Below are 14,852 nucleotides of genomic sequence, written 5' to 3'. Positions count from 1 at the left end.
GCCCGTGCGAATCGCCGACAGGCTTGGTCGGGCCCGCGTCGACGCGCTATCTTTCACTGTTCAGGCACAAAAAAGAACGGCTCAAAAAGCCGTTCCTGCAACAGATTCTAATCTCTAGGGAGACGGGTTGTCAAGGCACTCCGGCGGTACCGGCGAATTGCCGCACGACGACGAGATCGGCCGCGAGCAGGAGTACGTCTCGATGCTCTACGAGCGGCTCGACGGGCTGCGTGAGCAGGCCGCCCAGCGTCTCACCAACGAGCTGCGGGCGACCGGCGGCACCCTGCAGGCCCGCTCCCAGCGCGACAGTTCCGTCCGGATGTACGCCGAGCAGGTCGAGCAGTTCTCCGCGGTGGAGAACGGGCTCTGCTTCGGTCGGCTGGACGACGAGGACGGCGCGCGACACTACATCGGCCGGATCGGCATCTTCGACACCAGCGGTGACTACGACCCGCTGCTGATGGACTGGCGCGCGCCGGCGGCCCGCGCCTTCTACCTCGCCACCGCCGCCAACCCGCAGGGCGTACGGCGCCGCCGGCACCTGCGGACCCGGCAGCGCAAGGTGACCGGTCTCAACGACGAGGTGCTCGACCTGGCGACCGCGTCCCCCACCGCGCACGAGGAGCTGACCGGCGAGGCGTCGCTGCTCGCCGCGCTCAACGCCGGGCGGACCGGCCGGATGCGCGACATCGTCGAGACCATCCAGGCCGAGCAGGACCAGATCATCCGCGCCGACCTGCCCGGCACGCTGGTCGTCCAGGGTGGCCCGGGCACCGGCAAGACGGCGGTCGCCCTGCACCGGGCCGCGTACCTGCTCTACACCCACCGGCGCGAGCTGGGCAGCCGCGGCGTGCTGCTGGTCGGGCCGAACGCGACGTTCCTGCGCTACATCGGCCAGGTGCTTCCCGCGCTGGCCGAGACCGGCGTGCTGCTGCGTACCCAGGCCGACCTCTTCCCCGGGGTGCAGGCCCGCCGGGTCGAGTCCGCCGAAACCGCCGCGCTCAAGGGCCGCACGGCGATGGTCGACGTACTGGCCGCCGCGGTCCGGGACCGGCAGCGGGTGCCCGACGCACCGATGGAGATCGAGGTGGAGCGCGAGGTGCTCACCCTCGACCCGGAGACCGTCCGGGTGGCCCGGGACCAGGCCCGGCGTACCGGCCGGCCGCACAACCTGGCCCGGGCGCTCTTCGACGTCGAGGTGGTGCACGCGCTGGCCGAGCAGGTGGCCGACCGGATCGGCGCGGACCCGCTCGGCGGGGAGAACCTGCTCGACGAGGCCGACCGCGCCGAGATCCGCCGGGAGCTGCGCGAGGAGCCGGCGGTACGGGCCGCCCTGGATCAGCTCTGGCCGGTGCTCACGCCGCAGCGCCTGCTCGCCGACCTCTACGCCGACCCCGACCGGATCGCCGCCGCCGCGGCGACGCTGACACCGCACGAGCGCGCGCTGCTGCACCGCGAGCCGGGCGGCTGGACGCCCGCCGACGTGCCGCTGCTCGACGAGGCCGCCGAACTGCTCGGCGAGGACGAGCGCGCCGCCGCTGCCCGCCGGGAACGGATCCGGTCACTGCAACGCGAGTACGCCGAGGGCGTGCTGGAGATCGCCCGAGGTTCCCGGTCGATCGACGTGGAGGACGAGGCCGACGGCGGCGAGATCCTCGGCGTGACCGACCTGATCGACGCCGACCGGCTGCTGGAGCGGCAGGAGGAGGCCGACCGGCTCACCACCGCCCAGCGGGCGGCGGCCGACCGGACGTGGGCCTTCGGGCACGTCATCGTCGACGAGGCGCAGGAGCTCTCGCCGATGGCCTGGCGGCTGCTGATGCGGCGCTGCCCGAGCCGCTCGATGACCATCGTCGGGGACGTGGCGCAGACCGGCGCGCTCGCGGGCACGCCGTCCTGGCGGGAGGCGCTGGCGCCGTACGTGGCGGACCGGTGGCGGCTGACCGAGCTGACGGTCAGCTACCGCACGCCCGCCGAGATCATGGCGGTCGCCGCCGACCTGCTCACCGAGATCGACCCGACGCTGCGACCGCCGCGTGCGGTGCGGGAGAGCGGCGTACCGCCGTGGGACCGCGCGGTGGACGCGGGCCGGCTGGCGGCGGAGCTGGTCGACGTCGCGAGCCGGGAGGCCGCCGGGCTCGACGACGGCCGCCTCGGGGTGATCGTTCCGGCCGGACTGGTGGACGACCTCGGCGCGGCGCTCACCGCGGCGCTGCCCGAGGCGGCAGTCGGTGAGCACCCCGAGTTGGAGAGCCGGGTGGTGGTGCTCACCGTGGCCCAGGCCAAGGGGCTGGAGTTCGACTCGGTGCTGGTGATCGACCCGGACCGGATCGTTGCCGAGTCCCCGCGCGGACGCAGCGACCTCTACGTCGCCCTCACCCGCGCCACCCAACGCCTCGGCATCCTGCGCCCCACCCCTTGAACAAAAGGCGTTGATCATGAAGTTGTTGTCCGCCGACACGGCGTGTCGGGGCAACAACTTCATGATCGACGCGGAACCCCCGGGCGCCGGAGCCCCCGGGCGCGGGGGCGGGTGGGCGGGGTTAGTCGTTGATGGACTTGGCGGGGCCGGTGGCGGTGGTGGACTGGTCGCTGGTGGAGCCGCCGGCCGGGGTGCTCATGCCGCCGGTGGTGGCGTCCCCGGTGGTGGTCGGGGCGACCTTGCCCGGATGCCGCTCCGGCTGCCGGGCCACCCGGCGAACGCTGGCCGGCCCGGCGGTGCCGCCGGTGGTGGTGACCGCCCCCTGGCCGCCGGTGGGGCCGCCGTCGCGGAGCACGTTCGGGTCGACCCGCACGTGCGCCGGGTCGTCCGGGTCCTCGTCCTGGAGCACCCGCTCAATGTCGGTGGGAGGCAACGTCACCTCGTCCAGCGCGCCCTTGCCGTAGACGCCGCCGGCGATCCGGTCCTCGGCCCGCCGGGCGGCGTCCTGTCGCAGTTCGTCCTCACGCACGTCAACCACCTCGCAGATACGTCGGTCTGACTGCGTGCCCGTCACCGGACCGGCCAAACACCCGCCGACCAGCGGCCGGGCAGACACCGTCCGCGCCGGTTCACCCGTACGTCTCCCGTTGGCCGCCTTCGCGCCGTTCCCGCTGCCCATGCTGTGCGGCGGACTGGCGGGAGAGGCCCGCCGGAGGAGGAGTGACAGCGTGCGCACAGTACGCCGTATCGCGGTCGCGGCCCTTGCCGTCGCGACCGTGACGACCGGGCTCGCCGCGCCCGCCCAGGCGAAGCCACGACCGGACCGGACATTCGACCTTCAGGCCCACCGCGGTGGTCTCGGGCTGCGGGTGGAGAACACCCTCGCCTCGTTCGGAAACGCCCTTCAGCTCGGGGTGAGCACCCTCGAACTGGATGTGCAGATCACCGAGGACGGGCAGGCCGTGGTGACCCACGACCGGAAGATCACCGGCTCGAAGTGCGTCGACACCGCCCCGGTGACCGCCGGCGACCCGGAGTTCCCGTACGTCGGCAGGTACATCAACACGCTCACCCTGGCCCAGGTGCGCACCCTCGACTGCGGATCGAAGACGCTGCCGGACAAGCCCGGCCAGCTCGCCGTGCCGGGTGCTCGGATGCCGCTGCTGCGCGAGGTCTTCGCGCTGGTCAAGCGCTACCAGGCGGACGACGTGAAGCTCAACGTGGAGACCAAGGTGGAGGCCGGCGCGCCGACCGAGACCGCGCCTCGCGAGCAGTTCGTGCAGGTGACCGCGGCCGAGATCCGGGCCGCCGGCATGCTGAAGCAGGTCAGCATCCAGAGCTTCGACTGGGGCGCGCTGATGCGGATGCGCCAGGTCGAGCCCCGGCTGCCGCTGGTCGCCCTGACCAACTACGACTTCCTGCAGACCGGGCAGGCCGGCGCGTCGCCGTGGCTGGGCGGGCTGGACATCGACGACTTCGGTGGCGACCCGATCCGGGCCATCCGCACCTTCGGCGCCACCGCCTTCTCCCCGGTGCACGGCAACCCGCAGAACGGCGCCGTCACCGACCCGGGCTACAAGCCGTACGTGACGCGGGAGATGGTGACGCACGCGCACCGCTACGGCATCAAGGTGATCCCGTGGACGGTCGACGACGTGCCGACCATGGCCAAGCTGATCGACGACGGCGTGGACGGGATGATCACCGACTACCCGGACCGGCTGCGCGGCCTGCTCAAGCAGCGCGGCTACCGGCTGCCCGAGGGGTACGCCTCGCCGTTCGACATCCAGGCGCACCGCGGCGGTCGGGCGACCCGGCCGGAGAACACCCTGCCCGCCTTCGCGAACGCGCTGGCGAACCCGGCGATCTCCACCCTGGAGCTGGACACCGGCGTCACCGAGGACGGCAAGCTGGTCGTCCTGCACGACCGGGCCATCAACGGCTCGCACTGCATCGACACCGCCCCGGCCCGCCCCGGTGACCCGGAGTTCCCGTACGTGGGCAAGCTGGTGCACGAGCTGACCCTCAAGCAGATCAAGACCATCGACTGCGGGACGAAGACGCTGCCCGAACTGCCGGCGCAGGTGCCGGCCCCAGGCGCCCGGATCCCCACCCTGGACGAGGTCTTCGCCCTGGTGCGCGGCAGCGGCCGGGACGACGTCCGGATGAACATCGAGACGAAGCTCAGCCCGCTGGTGGACGACACCGAGCCGTACCGCAGCTTCACCCGCAAGCTGGTCACGGCGATCGAGCGGGCCGGCTTCACCAGCCGGGCCACCATCCAGTCCTTCGACTGGCGGACCATCACCTACGCCCACCAGCTCAACAAGCGGATCGGCACGGTCGCGCTGGTCTGGCAGTACGGCGAGGCCGAGTGCGCCAGCCTCGCCGACGAGTGCTCGCTCCAGGCGGTCTACGGCGACCGGTCGGTCAAGAGCCCGTGGACCGGCGGGCTGGACTGGTGGAAGTACCGGGACCTGGGCAAGCTGACCCGGGCCGCGGGCGCCGGAACGGTGTCGGCGAACTGGCAGGTGCACGACCCGGCGCAGGGCACGGTCGCCTCCGCCGACTGGTACCTGCGGGAGAACCCGGCGTACTTCCACGGACCGGACGTGCGGACCCTGCAGGGGCGCGACGGGCTGAAGGTGATCCCCTACACCGTTGACGACGCCGCGGTGATGCAGCGGGTGATCGACCTCGGGGCGGACGGCATGATCACCGACGACCCGGAACTGCTGGTCGGCGTCGCGGTCCGCAACGGCCTGCGCTGACGCGTACCCCGCCGGTGGCGCCCCCGCACGGGGCGTTACCGGCGGGCCGTGCGCGGCAGATTTCCGGCCGCCGGCCGGTGTTACCTCCTCATCGGCCTCGGGTAGTCGGTGGGCGTCCCCGCCGTGAACGCGAACCGTGCCGTGGCCGAAACGCGGTAGCGGGGCGAGGGAATGCAGGTACGACTCATCGCATCCTGAGGAGGACCAGATGAGCACGCAGGCTGCATCCACCAGGCCGATGAACCGGCCCGCCGCCGACATGCAGAATCGCGCGGCGATGCAGGAGACCCCGACCCGTCAGATGCCGGTGATGCAGGACGGGCACCGGGAGCCGATGCCGCAGACCGGCACGGAGACCAAGCAGGCGTTCCTGACGACCGAGTTCTGGGTCTACGCCGTCGCGGTCGCAGCCGTGGTGATCGCCGCCTTCTGGCAAGGTCCGGCCGGCAACGGGCTGAACATCAACAACCCGGTTCAGTCGTGGTGGATCATCGCCGCTCTGACCGCCGGTTACCTGGTCAGCCGAGGACTGTCGAAGGCCGGGTCGCCGAAGCGTTCGCTGAGCGAGCGGCGCCAGGGTCGGCGCTAAAGCGCCCACGGTCGGTGGCCTCCGGGACTCGCCCCGGAGGCCACCGACACGTCACTCCTCGAAACCGCCGAAGTCCCCGCCGAAGTCGCCCTCGAAGGCGTCCTCGATCATTTCCCCGGCGATCATGCCGCCGGCCACGCCGAGGGCCGCACCGGCGACCATGCCACCCATGCCGGCGCCGCGACCGCGCCCGTGACCGTGGCCCTGGCCGAAGCCCGCGGCGCGCAGGCCACCGTAGTGGGAGGTCGTCTCGCGCAGCCAGCCGTCGACCACCTGCATCCAGTCGACCCGGTCGGCGTCGGCGTGCGACACCTGGTAGCGGCCGAAGGCGTCGTGGCCGGAGCTGAGGAAGCCGCCGCGCTTGTCGCACTCCAGCACCACATCCACCCCGCGCTGGCTGGTCACGAAGGTCAGCTCGACCTCACGGACGGTCTGCGCGTACTGCGGCGCGGCGTAGAACTCGATCTCCTGGTAGAACGGCAGCGTCTGCTGCACGCCGTGGATCCGGCCACGCTCCAGGTCGGCGTGCTTGAACCGGAAACCGAGGCGCTGGAACGCGTCCAGGATCCGCTCGTGCACCGGCAACGGGTGCACGGCGACCTGGTCCAGGTCGCTCTTGTCCACCGCCCGGGCGATCGCCAGCTCGGTACGCAGGCCCATCGTCATGCCGCGCAGCCGCTGACCGTAGACGTCGGTGATCGGGGTCTCCCACGGCACCGGCAGCTGGAACGGGATGGCGAGCTGCTGCTTCGGCGCCAGCTGCAACGGGCCGCTGGCCACCATCCGGTGGAACTCCATGATGCCGGCGTACTCGGTGTCGTGCCCTTCGATCTCGACCCGGGTGACGAGGCTGAGCACCACCTGCTCGATGTTCGCCGGCGCATCACCGCCGAGCAGGTTGACCTGCCCGTCGAGGGCCAGGCCGGGTCGGGTGTTCGGGTTGGTGAGCACCGTGTCGACGCTGGGCCCACCCACACCGAACGCGCTCATCATCTTCTTGAAGACCATCGGAACTCCCGTGCGACCGCCGAGGGCTCCACCATGGAGCCGGAGGTTGACTCGACCGCACACTATCGGCTGGCCCTGTGAGGTCGCTGTGAAGCGGCCTCGGCGCGTCTGTCGGGCCCGTCGGGCGTCATCCGCTCCATTTCGCGGATGTCAGGGCGTCCCCGCACACCGCTACCACGTCAGTGGGCGGTCCGCGCGGCGGGCTCGGGGGCCAGGGCGGTCAGCTCGGTGACCTCGGCGTCGGTCAGCCGGATGCGCGCGGAGGCAATGTTCTCCCGCAGGTGGGCGAGGCTCGTCGTGCCCGGGATCGGCAGCATCGCCGGGGACCGGTGCAGCAGCCAGGCCAGCGCGATCTGCTGGGGTGTGGCCTCGTAACGGGCCGCTAGCGGTGCCAGGGTGCGGGCGACCTCGTCGGCGTTCTCGCCGCCGTCACGGAGGCTGACCGGGTGCCAGGGGGAGAAGATCGCGCCGGACTGTTCGGCGGCGGCGAGCAGGTCCGCGCCGGTGCGGTTGCCGATGTTGTAGAGCGCGGTCACCACAGCGATGTCGGCGATCGACCGGGCGACCTCGTACTGAGCGGCGGTGACGTTGGAGAGGCCGATGTGGCGGATGTACCCCTCACCCTGCATCTTCTTCAACTCGCCGACCTGGTCCTCGAAGGGCGCGTCGGTGGCGTAGCCACTGTGCAGGTAGTAGAGGTCGAACCGCTCTAGGCCGAGGCGCCGCAGGCTCAGCATGGCTGACTGCCGCAGGTACTTCGGGTTGCCCACCCAGCCGAGGGTGGAGTAGTCGTATCCGCCGCGGACGAAGCCGCCCTTGCTCGCGATGGCCAACCCCTGCGGGTACGGGTGCAGCGCCTCGCGGATGAGGAGTTCGTTCGTGTGGGGCCCGTAGACGTCGGCGGTGTCGATGAAGTTCACCCCCTCGTCAAGTAGGGCGCGCAGCAGCGCGACGCCGCCGTCGTGGTCCGGGTACGGACCCCACACCTGCTCGCCGGTGAGCTGCATCGCGCCGAAGCCGACCCGACCGACTTGAAGGTCACCGCCGATGGTGATCGTGGGCAGGGAGGGCGTGGACTCGCGTGTCATGGTCATCTCGATTCGGGGCTCGGAGCGAGAAAGGGCTCGCCGCCCGCTGAAGCGTGTTGCTTCGGCCCGGCGACGTAGGTTGACCAGGCCAGAGTCCCCATGACCGCGCCCCCATCCCGCCGATGCCCGCCCCACGCCAGTGGATCAGACGGCCAACCGGCCCGGCGGTTAATCGCGCCAGATGCCTCGCCGGCGACGCCAGGCCGCGCCGAGCGCGGGTGGCCCGTACCCCTGGCGCCCTTCGCTCTGGCGCGGCGCGCGTGAACACCGCCTCGGTGCGGCAGAGCGAAGGGAGCAACCAGGGGACGCGGGGTAGTCGGTGGTCAGCCAGCCAGTTCGGCGCGGAGCTGTTCGGCAACCGCGTCAGGGGACGGCATCGCGGAGACCTCGGCGGCGATCCGGCGCGCCGCGGCGGTGAACGTGGGCTCGTCGAGCAGCCGGCGCAGGGCCGCCGTGATCGCCGCCGGCTCGGCCTGTCCCGGTGCCAGCGCGAGACCCGCCCCGGAGGCGGCCACCCGGTCCGCCTGGATGAACTGGTCGGCGCCCTGCGGCACGACCACCAGTGGGATGCCGCGGGCCAGCGTGCCGAGGGTGGTGCCCGCGCCGCCGTGGGTGATGACCGCGGCGACGTTCTCGAGCAGCTGCGCCAGCGGCACGAACGGGCTGAACTCCACCCGGTCCGAGTCGAGCTGGTAGTCCTCCGGCTTGCCGTCCAGGCCGAGTGTGGCCACCACGTCGACGTCGAGGGCGGTCAGTGCGCCCAGCAGCGGGCCGACCACCGCCGGATCGGCGAAGACCGTACCGAAGCTCACCAGCACCCGCGGACGCCCGCCGGTCGAGGCGGTGCCGGGGCCGGCCGGGGCACCGGATGCCTGGTGGGGTTCCGGGCGCAGCGCGATCCGCTGCACGGCCGGCGGTACGGCGAAGTCCTCGAACTGGAGTCCGGGCGGGCAGGTGTCCAGCAGCCATCGGCCGAACGGGATGCGCTCCGGCGCTGGCAGTCCCCGCTGCTCGTAGCGGGGGCGGACCACCGCGGTCAGCGCGTCGGTGAACTCGGCCGGCACCGACGGCCCGAAGGCGAGGGTGGCCAGCGGCACGCCGAGGCCGGCGGCGACCAGCGGGCCCACAAAGTCGACCATCTCGTTGATCACCAGGTCCGGCTGCCAGCGCCTCGCCGCCGTCGTCGCCTCGTCGGCGGTGAGGTCGACCCGGACGCCGGCGAAGAACTCGGCGACCGCCTCCGGCGTGGGCGAGGTCGCGGGGTTGCTGCCCAGCTTGCGCCCCACCTCGGCGAAGAGCACGTCCGGCATGGGTCCGGCCGGCAGCAGCTCGAAGCCCTCGGGCGCGACGAGCGGGGTCATCCCCACGGCGGTGACGACGGCCACGTCGTGGCCCTGGGCCCGGAACGCCCGGGCCAGGGGCAGCAGCGGGAGAAAGTGCCCGAAGACGGGCGTGGTTGAGAAGAGGACTCGCATAGTCATCAGAATAGCCTTCTGATGAGATGGGCCGTATAGTGCCCTGGTGGCAGCCGCTCAGCCCCGCGCCAGCCGGCGCCAGGAGAGCGCCGAGCAGACCCGACGGTTGATCTTGGAAGCGGCTCAGGACCTTTTCATCACCCAGGGCTACGCGACCACGACGGTCAACGACATCGCCGCCCGCGCCCGGGTGGCCGTGGCGACCGTTTACACCAGCGTCGGCGGCAAGCCGACCGTGCTGCGGGCGCTGATCGACGCGGGTGTGCACGACCCGGAGACCGCCCGGAACGTGGCGGCGATCGCGGTCGCCGCCGAGCCCCGCGAGGTCCTGCGTCTGATCGGTGTCGGGACCCGGTACGGCCATCAGAGCCGTCCGCACACCATCCAGCTGATGCGGGCCGCGCCCGGCATGACGGCGAGCGCTGCGGCGGCGGCCCGCGACGGGGCGGCGGCCTACCGGCAGGCGCTGCGGGTGGGTGCGGCACGGCTGGACGAGCTGTCCGCCCTGCGTCCGGGCCTCACCGTGGAGCAGGCCACCCAGGTGCTCTGGTTCTACTTCGGACTGCACTCCTGGCCGCAACTCGTGGACGAGGGCGGCTGGTCCTACGACGAGGCGGAGCGGTGGCTGGTCGACCGGGCCACCGAGGCACTGCTGCCCCCGGGCTGATCCTCCCGCCGCTGACCGGACGCGCCGAACGACCGGCGGTCAGGTGACCGGACCGGTCAGGAATCGAGAAGCCGCGGTCACCGAGCCGCGGCTAGCGTGGCCGCCATCGACGTCCCGCCGGCAGCACGCCGGGGTCTGGGGACGCTCGTCCCAGGAGGAGGTTCCCCGTGAGCTCGAACAAGTGGGTTCGGCAGATTCACCGCTGGCTGGCCATCGCCTTCACGGTGACCGTCATCGTCACCTTCGTCGCCCTGGCGCAGGACGAGCCGATCGTCTGGATGTCCTACGTGCCGCTGCTCCCCCTTGCTCTGCTCCTCTTCACCGGCCTGTACCTGTTCGCGCTGCCGTACGCCGCCAAACGGCGGGGAGCCGGGCGGCCGCACTGAGGCTGCGTTCGCCGTCAGGCCGTCAGCCGGCCTCGACGACCATCAGCTCGCCGACCTGCTCGCCGATCGCGGTGCGCGCCTCCGCCGGCAGTCCGCCGTCGGTGATCAGCACGTCGGCCGCCTCCAGGGGGGCGATGGTGGCGATGCCGATGGTCTCCCACTTGGTGTGGTCGGCCAGCACCACCAGCCGGCGGGCGGCGCCGATCAGGCACCGGTTGACCCCGGCCTCCAAGAGGTTGGGCGTGGTGAAGCCGGTCCGCGGGCTGAGCCCGTGCACGCCGAGGAAGAGCAGGTCGACGTTGAGCGAGCTGATCGCCGCCTCGGCCACCGGCCCGGTGAGCGCGTCCGACGGGGTCCGGATGCCGCCGGTGAGCACCACGGTCTGGTCGGCGCGCGGGTTCTGGTAGAGCGCGTCGGCCACCGGGATCGAGTTGGTCACCACGGTCAGCCCCCGTACGTCGGAGAGCAGCGTGGCCAGCGCGGCGGTGGTGGTTCCGGCGGAGAGCGCGATGGCCATCCCCGGCTCGACCATGGCCGCCGCCCGCTCGGCGATGGACCGCTTCTCCGCCTGCTGGCGGATCGACTTCGCGGCGAACCCGGGCTCCTCGGCCGAACCGGGGCCGGCCAGCGTCGCGCCACCGTGGACCTTGTCCACCAGGCCGCGCTCGGCCAGCACCTCCAGGTCGCGCCGGATGGTCATGTCCGACACGCCGAACCGGCTCACCAGGTGGCTCACCCGCACGCCACCGCGCTGCCGGATCAGATCGAGGATGGCGCTCTGCCGCTGCTGGGCGAGCATCTGGTCGACCTCCTTGGACCCGCCGGGTCATCGGCGCCCGGGGCGGCGCGGCGGCGTGTCCTCGTGGACCACCGCCACCTCACCGGCCGGCACCACCAGCTCACCGTCGCACCGCGCGCCGGTCAGCAGCTCCGTGCCGGCGGCGGGTAGCCGCACCTCGTCGCCGGTGTGATTGATGACGAACAGCCAGCCGCGCTCGCCGGCGCGGCGGCGGACCACCTCCACGCCGGGCGGTGCCACCGCGGCCGGTTCGACCCCGGCCTCGGCCACCAGCCGGGCCACCAGGCGGTCGGTCGCCGGCTGGTCCAGCCGGGTGCCGACGTACCAGGCCGCGCCGGCACCGACCGGGTGCCGGGTCACCGCCGCCACCCCGGGCAGCGGGCCGTCGGCGTACGCGGCGAGCACCTCAGCGCCCTCCGGGTGCAGCCACTCGGCCCACACGTCGGCGCTGGCGCCGTCGTCGAGCCGGACCTGCTCCCCTTCCCGCAGCGGGAAGAACTCCTCGGTGCGCAGGCCGAGCAGCTCGCGGAACGCCCCCGGATAGCCGCCGAGCCGAATGTGGTCGTGCTCGTCGACGATGCCGCTGAAGTAGCTGACCAGCGCGGTGCCGCCGGCCTCGACGAACCGGCCCAGCGCCGCGGCGTCGGCGTCGCGGACCAGGTAGAGGGTGGGCACCAGGACGAGCCGGTAACCGGTGAGATCGGTCGAGGGGTGCACGATGTCGGCCGTGATGCCGGCCCGCCAGAGCGATTCGTAGAGCGCCCGCAGCCGGTCGGTGTAGGTGACGTCGGTGCTGGGGTGCGAGTCCAGCTCGACACCCCACCACGCCTCGTAGTCGAAGAGGATGGCCACCTCGGCGTCCACCCGGCTGCCCCGGACCTCGGCCAACGCGGTTAGGTCTGCGCCGAGCTGGCACACCTCGCGGAACACCTTCGTCTCCGGCCCGGCGTGCGGCACCAGCGCCGAGTGGAACTTCTCCGCTCCCGCCCGGGAGGCCCGCCACTGGAAGAAGAGCACCCCGTCGGCGCCCCGGGCGACGTGCGCCAGGCTGTTGCGGCGCAGCTGCCCGGGGGTCTTGGCGACGTTGCGCGGCTGCCAGTTGACCGCGCTGGTGGAGTGCTCCATCAGCAGCCAGGGCTCGCCTCCGGCGACGCCGCGGGTGTGGTCGGCCGAGAGCGCCAGCCCGACGTGCGCCCGGGGGTCGGCCGCGGTCAGGTAGTGGTCGTTGGCGACCAGGTCCACATCGGCGGCCCAGGAGTGGTAGTCCAGGTACTTGATGCCCGTGCCGATCATGAAGTTCGTGGTGACCGGCTGGCGGACCAGCCCGCGCAGCACGTCGCGTTCGGCGCGCAGCTGGGCGCGCTGCTCGTCCGAGGAGAAGCGCAGGAAGTCGAGCTGCTGGGTGGGGTTGGCGAAGGTCGGCGCGGCGCGGGGCGGGTTGATCTCGGCCCAGTCGCCGTACCGCTGGCTCCAGAAGGCGGTGCCCCAGGCGTCGTTCAACCCGTCCAGGTCGCCGTAGCGCTCGCGCAGCCAGCCCCGGAACGCCTCGGCGCTGACGTCGCAGTAGCAGTGCACGTTGTGGCACCCGAGCTCGTTCGAGACGTGCCACATCACCACCGCCGGGTGCTCGGCGTACCGGCCGGCGATCGCCTCGACCAGCGCGAGCGACCGCTGCCGGAAGACCGGCGAGCTGGGGCAGTACGCCTGCCGGCCGCCCGGCCAGAGCACCGTGCCGTCGGCCCGGCGGGGCAGCGTCTCCGGATGCGCCCGGGCCAGCCACGGCGGCGGGCTGGCGGTCGCGGTGGCCAGGTCGACCGCGATGCCCCCGTCGTGCAGCAGGTCCAGCACCCGGTCCAGCCAGTCGAACTCGTACCGGCCGGGAGTGGGTTCGAGCAGGGCCCAGGAGAAGATCCCGACCGACACCAGGTTGACCCCGGCCCGGCGCATCAGTTCGACGTCCTCGACCCAGGTCTGCTCCGGCCACTGCTCGGGGTTGTAGTCACCGCCAAAGTAGATCCGGTCGCCCTGCCATCGCCGCATGGCAGCAGAGCGTGCCCCGATCCATCGGCCAAGTCAACAGTTTCCAACATCGATCTGCTTTACAACGTTTACCTCATAACAGCCCCGTCACGACTGGGTTATCGGCACTTCTCCACCCTCTTGACAGCGCCGTGCGGACGAGTAGCTTGAGGCGCCACTGGCAGTTCGTGTTTGTCAATGTGGATTCACGGTGGATCCCGATGTGCGATCACGGGAGCCGACCGCCACCCCCATGGCCCTTGGGCGCACGCACCTCTTCATCCGCAGGAGGAACCATGTCCCGTCCCCGAACCCAAGCCGAGTACCTGGCCAGGCTCGTACCGCCCTCCGTCGCCGGCGTCAACCGACGCACGCTGCTCACCGCCGCGGCCGGCACGGGCGCTCTGCTCGGCACCGGACTGCTCACCGCCTGCGGTGACGACGACTCCGGCGCCGGCAGCAAGACGGTGTCGGTGGGCTCGAACGCGTCCGACCCGACGCCGAAGGACGTCCTCGCCAAGGTGACCGCGGCCTTCAAGACCTCCTCGGGCCTCGATGCCGCGATCAACACCGTCGACCACAACACGTTCCAGGAGAACATCAACAACTACCTGCAGGGCAAGCCGGACGACGTCTTCACCTGGTTCGCCGGCTACCGGATGCGTTTCTTCGCCGAACGCGGCCTGGCGGGTGACGTCAGCGACGTCTGGGGCAAGCTCACCGGCTTCTCCGACGCGTTCAAGAAGGCCTCCACCGGCGACGACGGCAAGCAGTACTTCGTGCCGTTCTCCTACTACCCGTGGGCCGTCTTCTACCGCAAGTCGGTCTGGCAGCAGCACGGCTACCAGGTGCCGACGACCCTCGACCAGTTCAACACCCTCGGCGCCCAGATGAAGAAGGACGGCCTCACCCCGATCGCCTTCGCCGACAAGGACGGCTGGCCGGCGATGGGCACCTTCGACATCCTCAACCTGCGGATCAACGGCTACCAGTTCCACATCGACCTGATGGCCGGCAAGGAGGCGTGGACCTCCGACAAGGTGAAGAAGGTCTTCGACACCTGGGCCGGGCTGCTGCCGCTGCACCAGCCGGACAGCCTGGGCCGCACCTGGCAGGAGGCCGCCCAGTCGTTGCAGCAGAAGAAGAGCGGCATGTACCTGCTCGGCCTCTTCGTCGCCCAACAGTTCAACGCCGACGAGCAGGACGACATCGACTTCTTCACGTTCCCCGAGATCGACCCGTCGATCGGGGCCAAGGCCCTGGACGCGCCGATCGACGGTTACATGATGGCCCGCAAGCCGAAGTCCGAGGACAACGCCAAGAAGCTGCTGGAGTACATCGGCGGCGTCGACGCGGGGAACATCGCGGTGAAGACCGACCCCGGCACCCTGGTCGCCAACACCGGCGCGGACACCAGCGGCTACAGCGCTCTGCAGAAGAAGGCGGCCGAACTGGTCGGCTCGGCCACCGAGATCGCCCAGTTCCTCGACCGCGACACCCGCCCGGACTTCGCCTCGACGGTGATCATCCCCGCGTTGCAGCAGTTCATCAAGGACCCGAAGGACATCGACGGTCTCACCAACAGCATCGAGAACCAGAAAAAGTCGATCTTCACCAGCTGACGGCGA

At 71.5% G+C, this 14,852-nt stretch carries 12 protein-coding genes; 6 read left to right on the top strand and 6 right to left on the bottom strand.

All coding sequences use genetic code 11. The features are described from left to right. Positions 1-202: 202 nt before the first annotated feature. Positions 203-2,422 (top strand): ATP-binding domain-containing protein, encoded by a 2,220-nt coding sequence (locus ACIP9D_RS13565; RefSeq protein ID WP_350875463.1) that lies wholly within the window; start codon positions 203-205, stop codon positions 2,420-2,422. 121 nt (positions 2,423-2,543) lie between these two features. Here the strand turns inward: ACIP9D_RS13565 and ACIP9D_RS13560 are convergent, their stop codons facing one another. Beyond that, the gene (locus tag ACIP9D_RS13560) at positions 2,544-2,951 is read right to left on the bottom strand and encodes a hypothetical protein (RefSeq protein WP_350875381.1); all 408 of its coding nucleotides are present in this window, start codon (positions 2,949-2,951) and stop codon (positions 2,544-2,546) included. A gap of 199 nt (positions 2,952-3,150) precedes the next feature. On the opposite strand from ACIP9D_RS13560, the gene ACIP9D_RS13555 reads away from it, so the two are divergent. Beyond that, positions 3,151-5,193, top strand: a complete 2,043-nt coding sequence (locus ACIP9D_RS13555) for a glycerophosphodiester phosphodiesterase family protein (protein ID WP_350875379.1) — start codon at positions 3,151-3,153, stop codon at positions 5,191-5,193. A 208-nt stretch (positions 5,194-5,401) separates the two neighbouring features. Beyond that, positions 5,402-5,782, top strand: a complete 381-nt coding sequence (locus tag ACIP9D_RS13550; protein WP_350875378.1) for a hypothetical protein — start codon at positions 5,402-5,404, stop codon at positions 5,780-5,782. 51 nt (positions 5,783-5,833) lie between these two features. Here ACIP9D_RS13550 and ACIP9D_RS13545 read toward each other — a convergent pair whose 3' ends face one another. The 3 genes from ACIP9D_RS13545 to ACIP9D_RS13535 form a co-directional block, all read right to left on the bottom strand. Next, complete coding sequence (locus ACIP9D_RS13545; protein WP_350875375.1) at positions 5,834-6,790, bottom strand: sporulation protein; 957 nt, start codon at positions 6,788-6,790, stop codon at positions 5,834-5,836. Positions 6,791-6,969: 179 nt separating this feature from the next. Then, positions 6,970-7,878: an aldo/keto reductase gene (locus ACIP9D_RS13540; protein ID WP_400449882.1), complete on the bottom strand. Its 909-nt coding sequence runs from the start codon at positions 7,876-7,878 to the stop codon at positions 6,970-6,972. Between the two features lie 323 nt (positions 7,879-8,201). Further along, the gene (locus ACIP9D_RS13535) at positions 8,202-9,359 is read right to left on the bottom strand and encodes a glycosyltransferase (RefSeq protein WP_350875371.1); all 1,158 of its coding nucleotides are present in this window, start codon (positions 9,357-9,359) and stop codon (positions 8,202-8,204) included. A 40-nt stretch (positions 9,360-9,399) separates the two neighbouring features. Between ACIP9D_RS13535 and ACIP9D_RS13530 the strand changes: the two genes are divergently transcribed. Both ACIP9D_RS13530 and ACIP9D_RS13525 read left to right on the top strand, forming a co-directional pair. Then, positions 9,400-10,020 carry a TetR/AcrR family transcriptional regulator gene (locus tag ACIP9D_RS13530; protein ID WP_350875369.1) on the top strand — a complete coding sequence of 207 codons (621 nt, stop codon included), beginning with the start codon at positions 9,400-9,402 and terminating at the stop codon, positions 10,018-10,020. Between the two features lie 167 nt (positions 10,021-10,187). After that, positions 10,188-10,406, top strand: coding sequence for a hypothetical protein (locus ACIP9D_RS13525; RefSeq protein ID WP_350875367.1), 219 nt, complete (start codon positions 10,188-10,190; stop codon positions 10,404-10,406). Between the two features lie 22 nt (positions 10,407-10,428). Here the strand turns inward: ACIP9D_RS13525 and ACIP9D_RS13520 are convergent, their stop codons facing one another. Next, positions 10,429-11,205 (bottom strand): DeoR/GlpR family DNA-binding transcription regulator, encoded by a 777-nt coding sequence (locus ACIP9D_RS13520; RefSeq protein ID WP_350875365.1) that lies wholly within the window; start codon positions 11,203-11,205, stop codon positions 10,429-10,431. Between the two features lie 27 nt (positions 11,206-11,232). Further along, a complete protein-coding gene (locus tag ACIP9D_RS13515) occupies positions 11,233-13,245 on the bottom strand; it encodes a beta-galactosidase (protein WP_350875363.1) in 2,013 nt (670 codons plus the stop codon). Between the two features lie 275 nt (positions 13,246-13,520). Here ACIP9D_RS13515 and ACIP9D_RS13510 point away from each other — a divergent pair, with 275 nt between their 5' ends. After that, positions 13,521-14,846, top strand: coding sequence for an ABC transporter substrate-binding protein (locus ACIP9D_RS13510; RefSeq protein ID WP_350875361.1), 1,326 nt, complete (start codon positions 13,521-13,523; stop codon positions 14,844-14,846). Positions 14,847-14,852: the final 6 nt, after the last annotated feature.

The sequence above is a fragment of the Micromonospora sp. NPDC093243 genome, assembly GCF_044753725.1.
Taxonomy (GTDB): Bacteria; Actinomycetota; Actinomycetes; order Mycobacteriales; family Micromonosporaceae; genus Micromonospora.
This window is presented reverse-complemented; position numbering and strand designations above follow the sequence as displayed.

What these genes read in the sequence shown, in the direction of transcription:
- ACIP9D_RS13565 (WP_350875463.1), top strand. Translation starts at nt 203, where the DNA reads ATGCTCTACGAGCGGCTCGACGGGCTGCGTGAGCAGGCCGCCCAGCGT.
- ACIP9D_RS13550 (WP_350875378.1), top strand. Translation starts at nt 5,402, where the DNA reads ATGAGCACGCAGGCTGCATCCACCAGGCCGATGAACCGGCCCGCCGCC.
- ACIP9D_RS13545 (WP_350875375.1), bottom strand. Translation starts at nt 6,790, where the DNA reads ATGGTCTTCAAGAAGATGATGAGCGCGTTCGGTGTGGGTGGGCCCAGC.
- ACIP9D_RS13540 (WP_400449882.1), bottom strand. Translation starts at nt 7,878, where the DNA reads ATGACACGCGAGTCCACGCCCTCCCTGCCCACGATCACCATCGGCGGT.
- ACIP9D_RS13535 (WP_350875371.1), bottom strand. Translation starts at nt 9,359, where the DNA reads ATGACTATGCGAGTCCTCTTCTCAACCACGCCCGTCTTCGGGCACTTT.
- ACIP9D_RS13520 (WP_350875365.1), bottom strand. Translation starts at nt 11,205, where the DNA reads ATGCTCGCCCAGCAGCGGCAGAGCGCCATCCTCGATCTGATCCGGCAG.
- ACIP9D_RS13515 (WP_350875363.1), bottom strand. Translation starts at nt 13,245, where the DNA reads ATGCGGCGATGGCAGGGCGACCGGATCTACTTTGGCGGTGACTACAAC.
- ACIP9D_RS13510 (WP_350875361.1), top strand. Translation starts at nt 13,521, where the DNA reads ATGTCCCGTCCCCGAACCCAAGCCGAGTACCTGGCCAGGCTCGTACCG.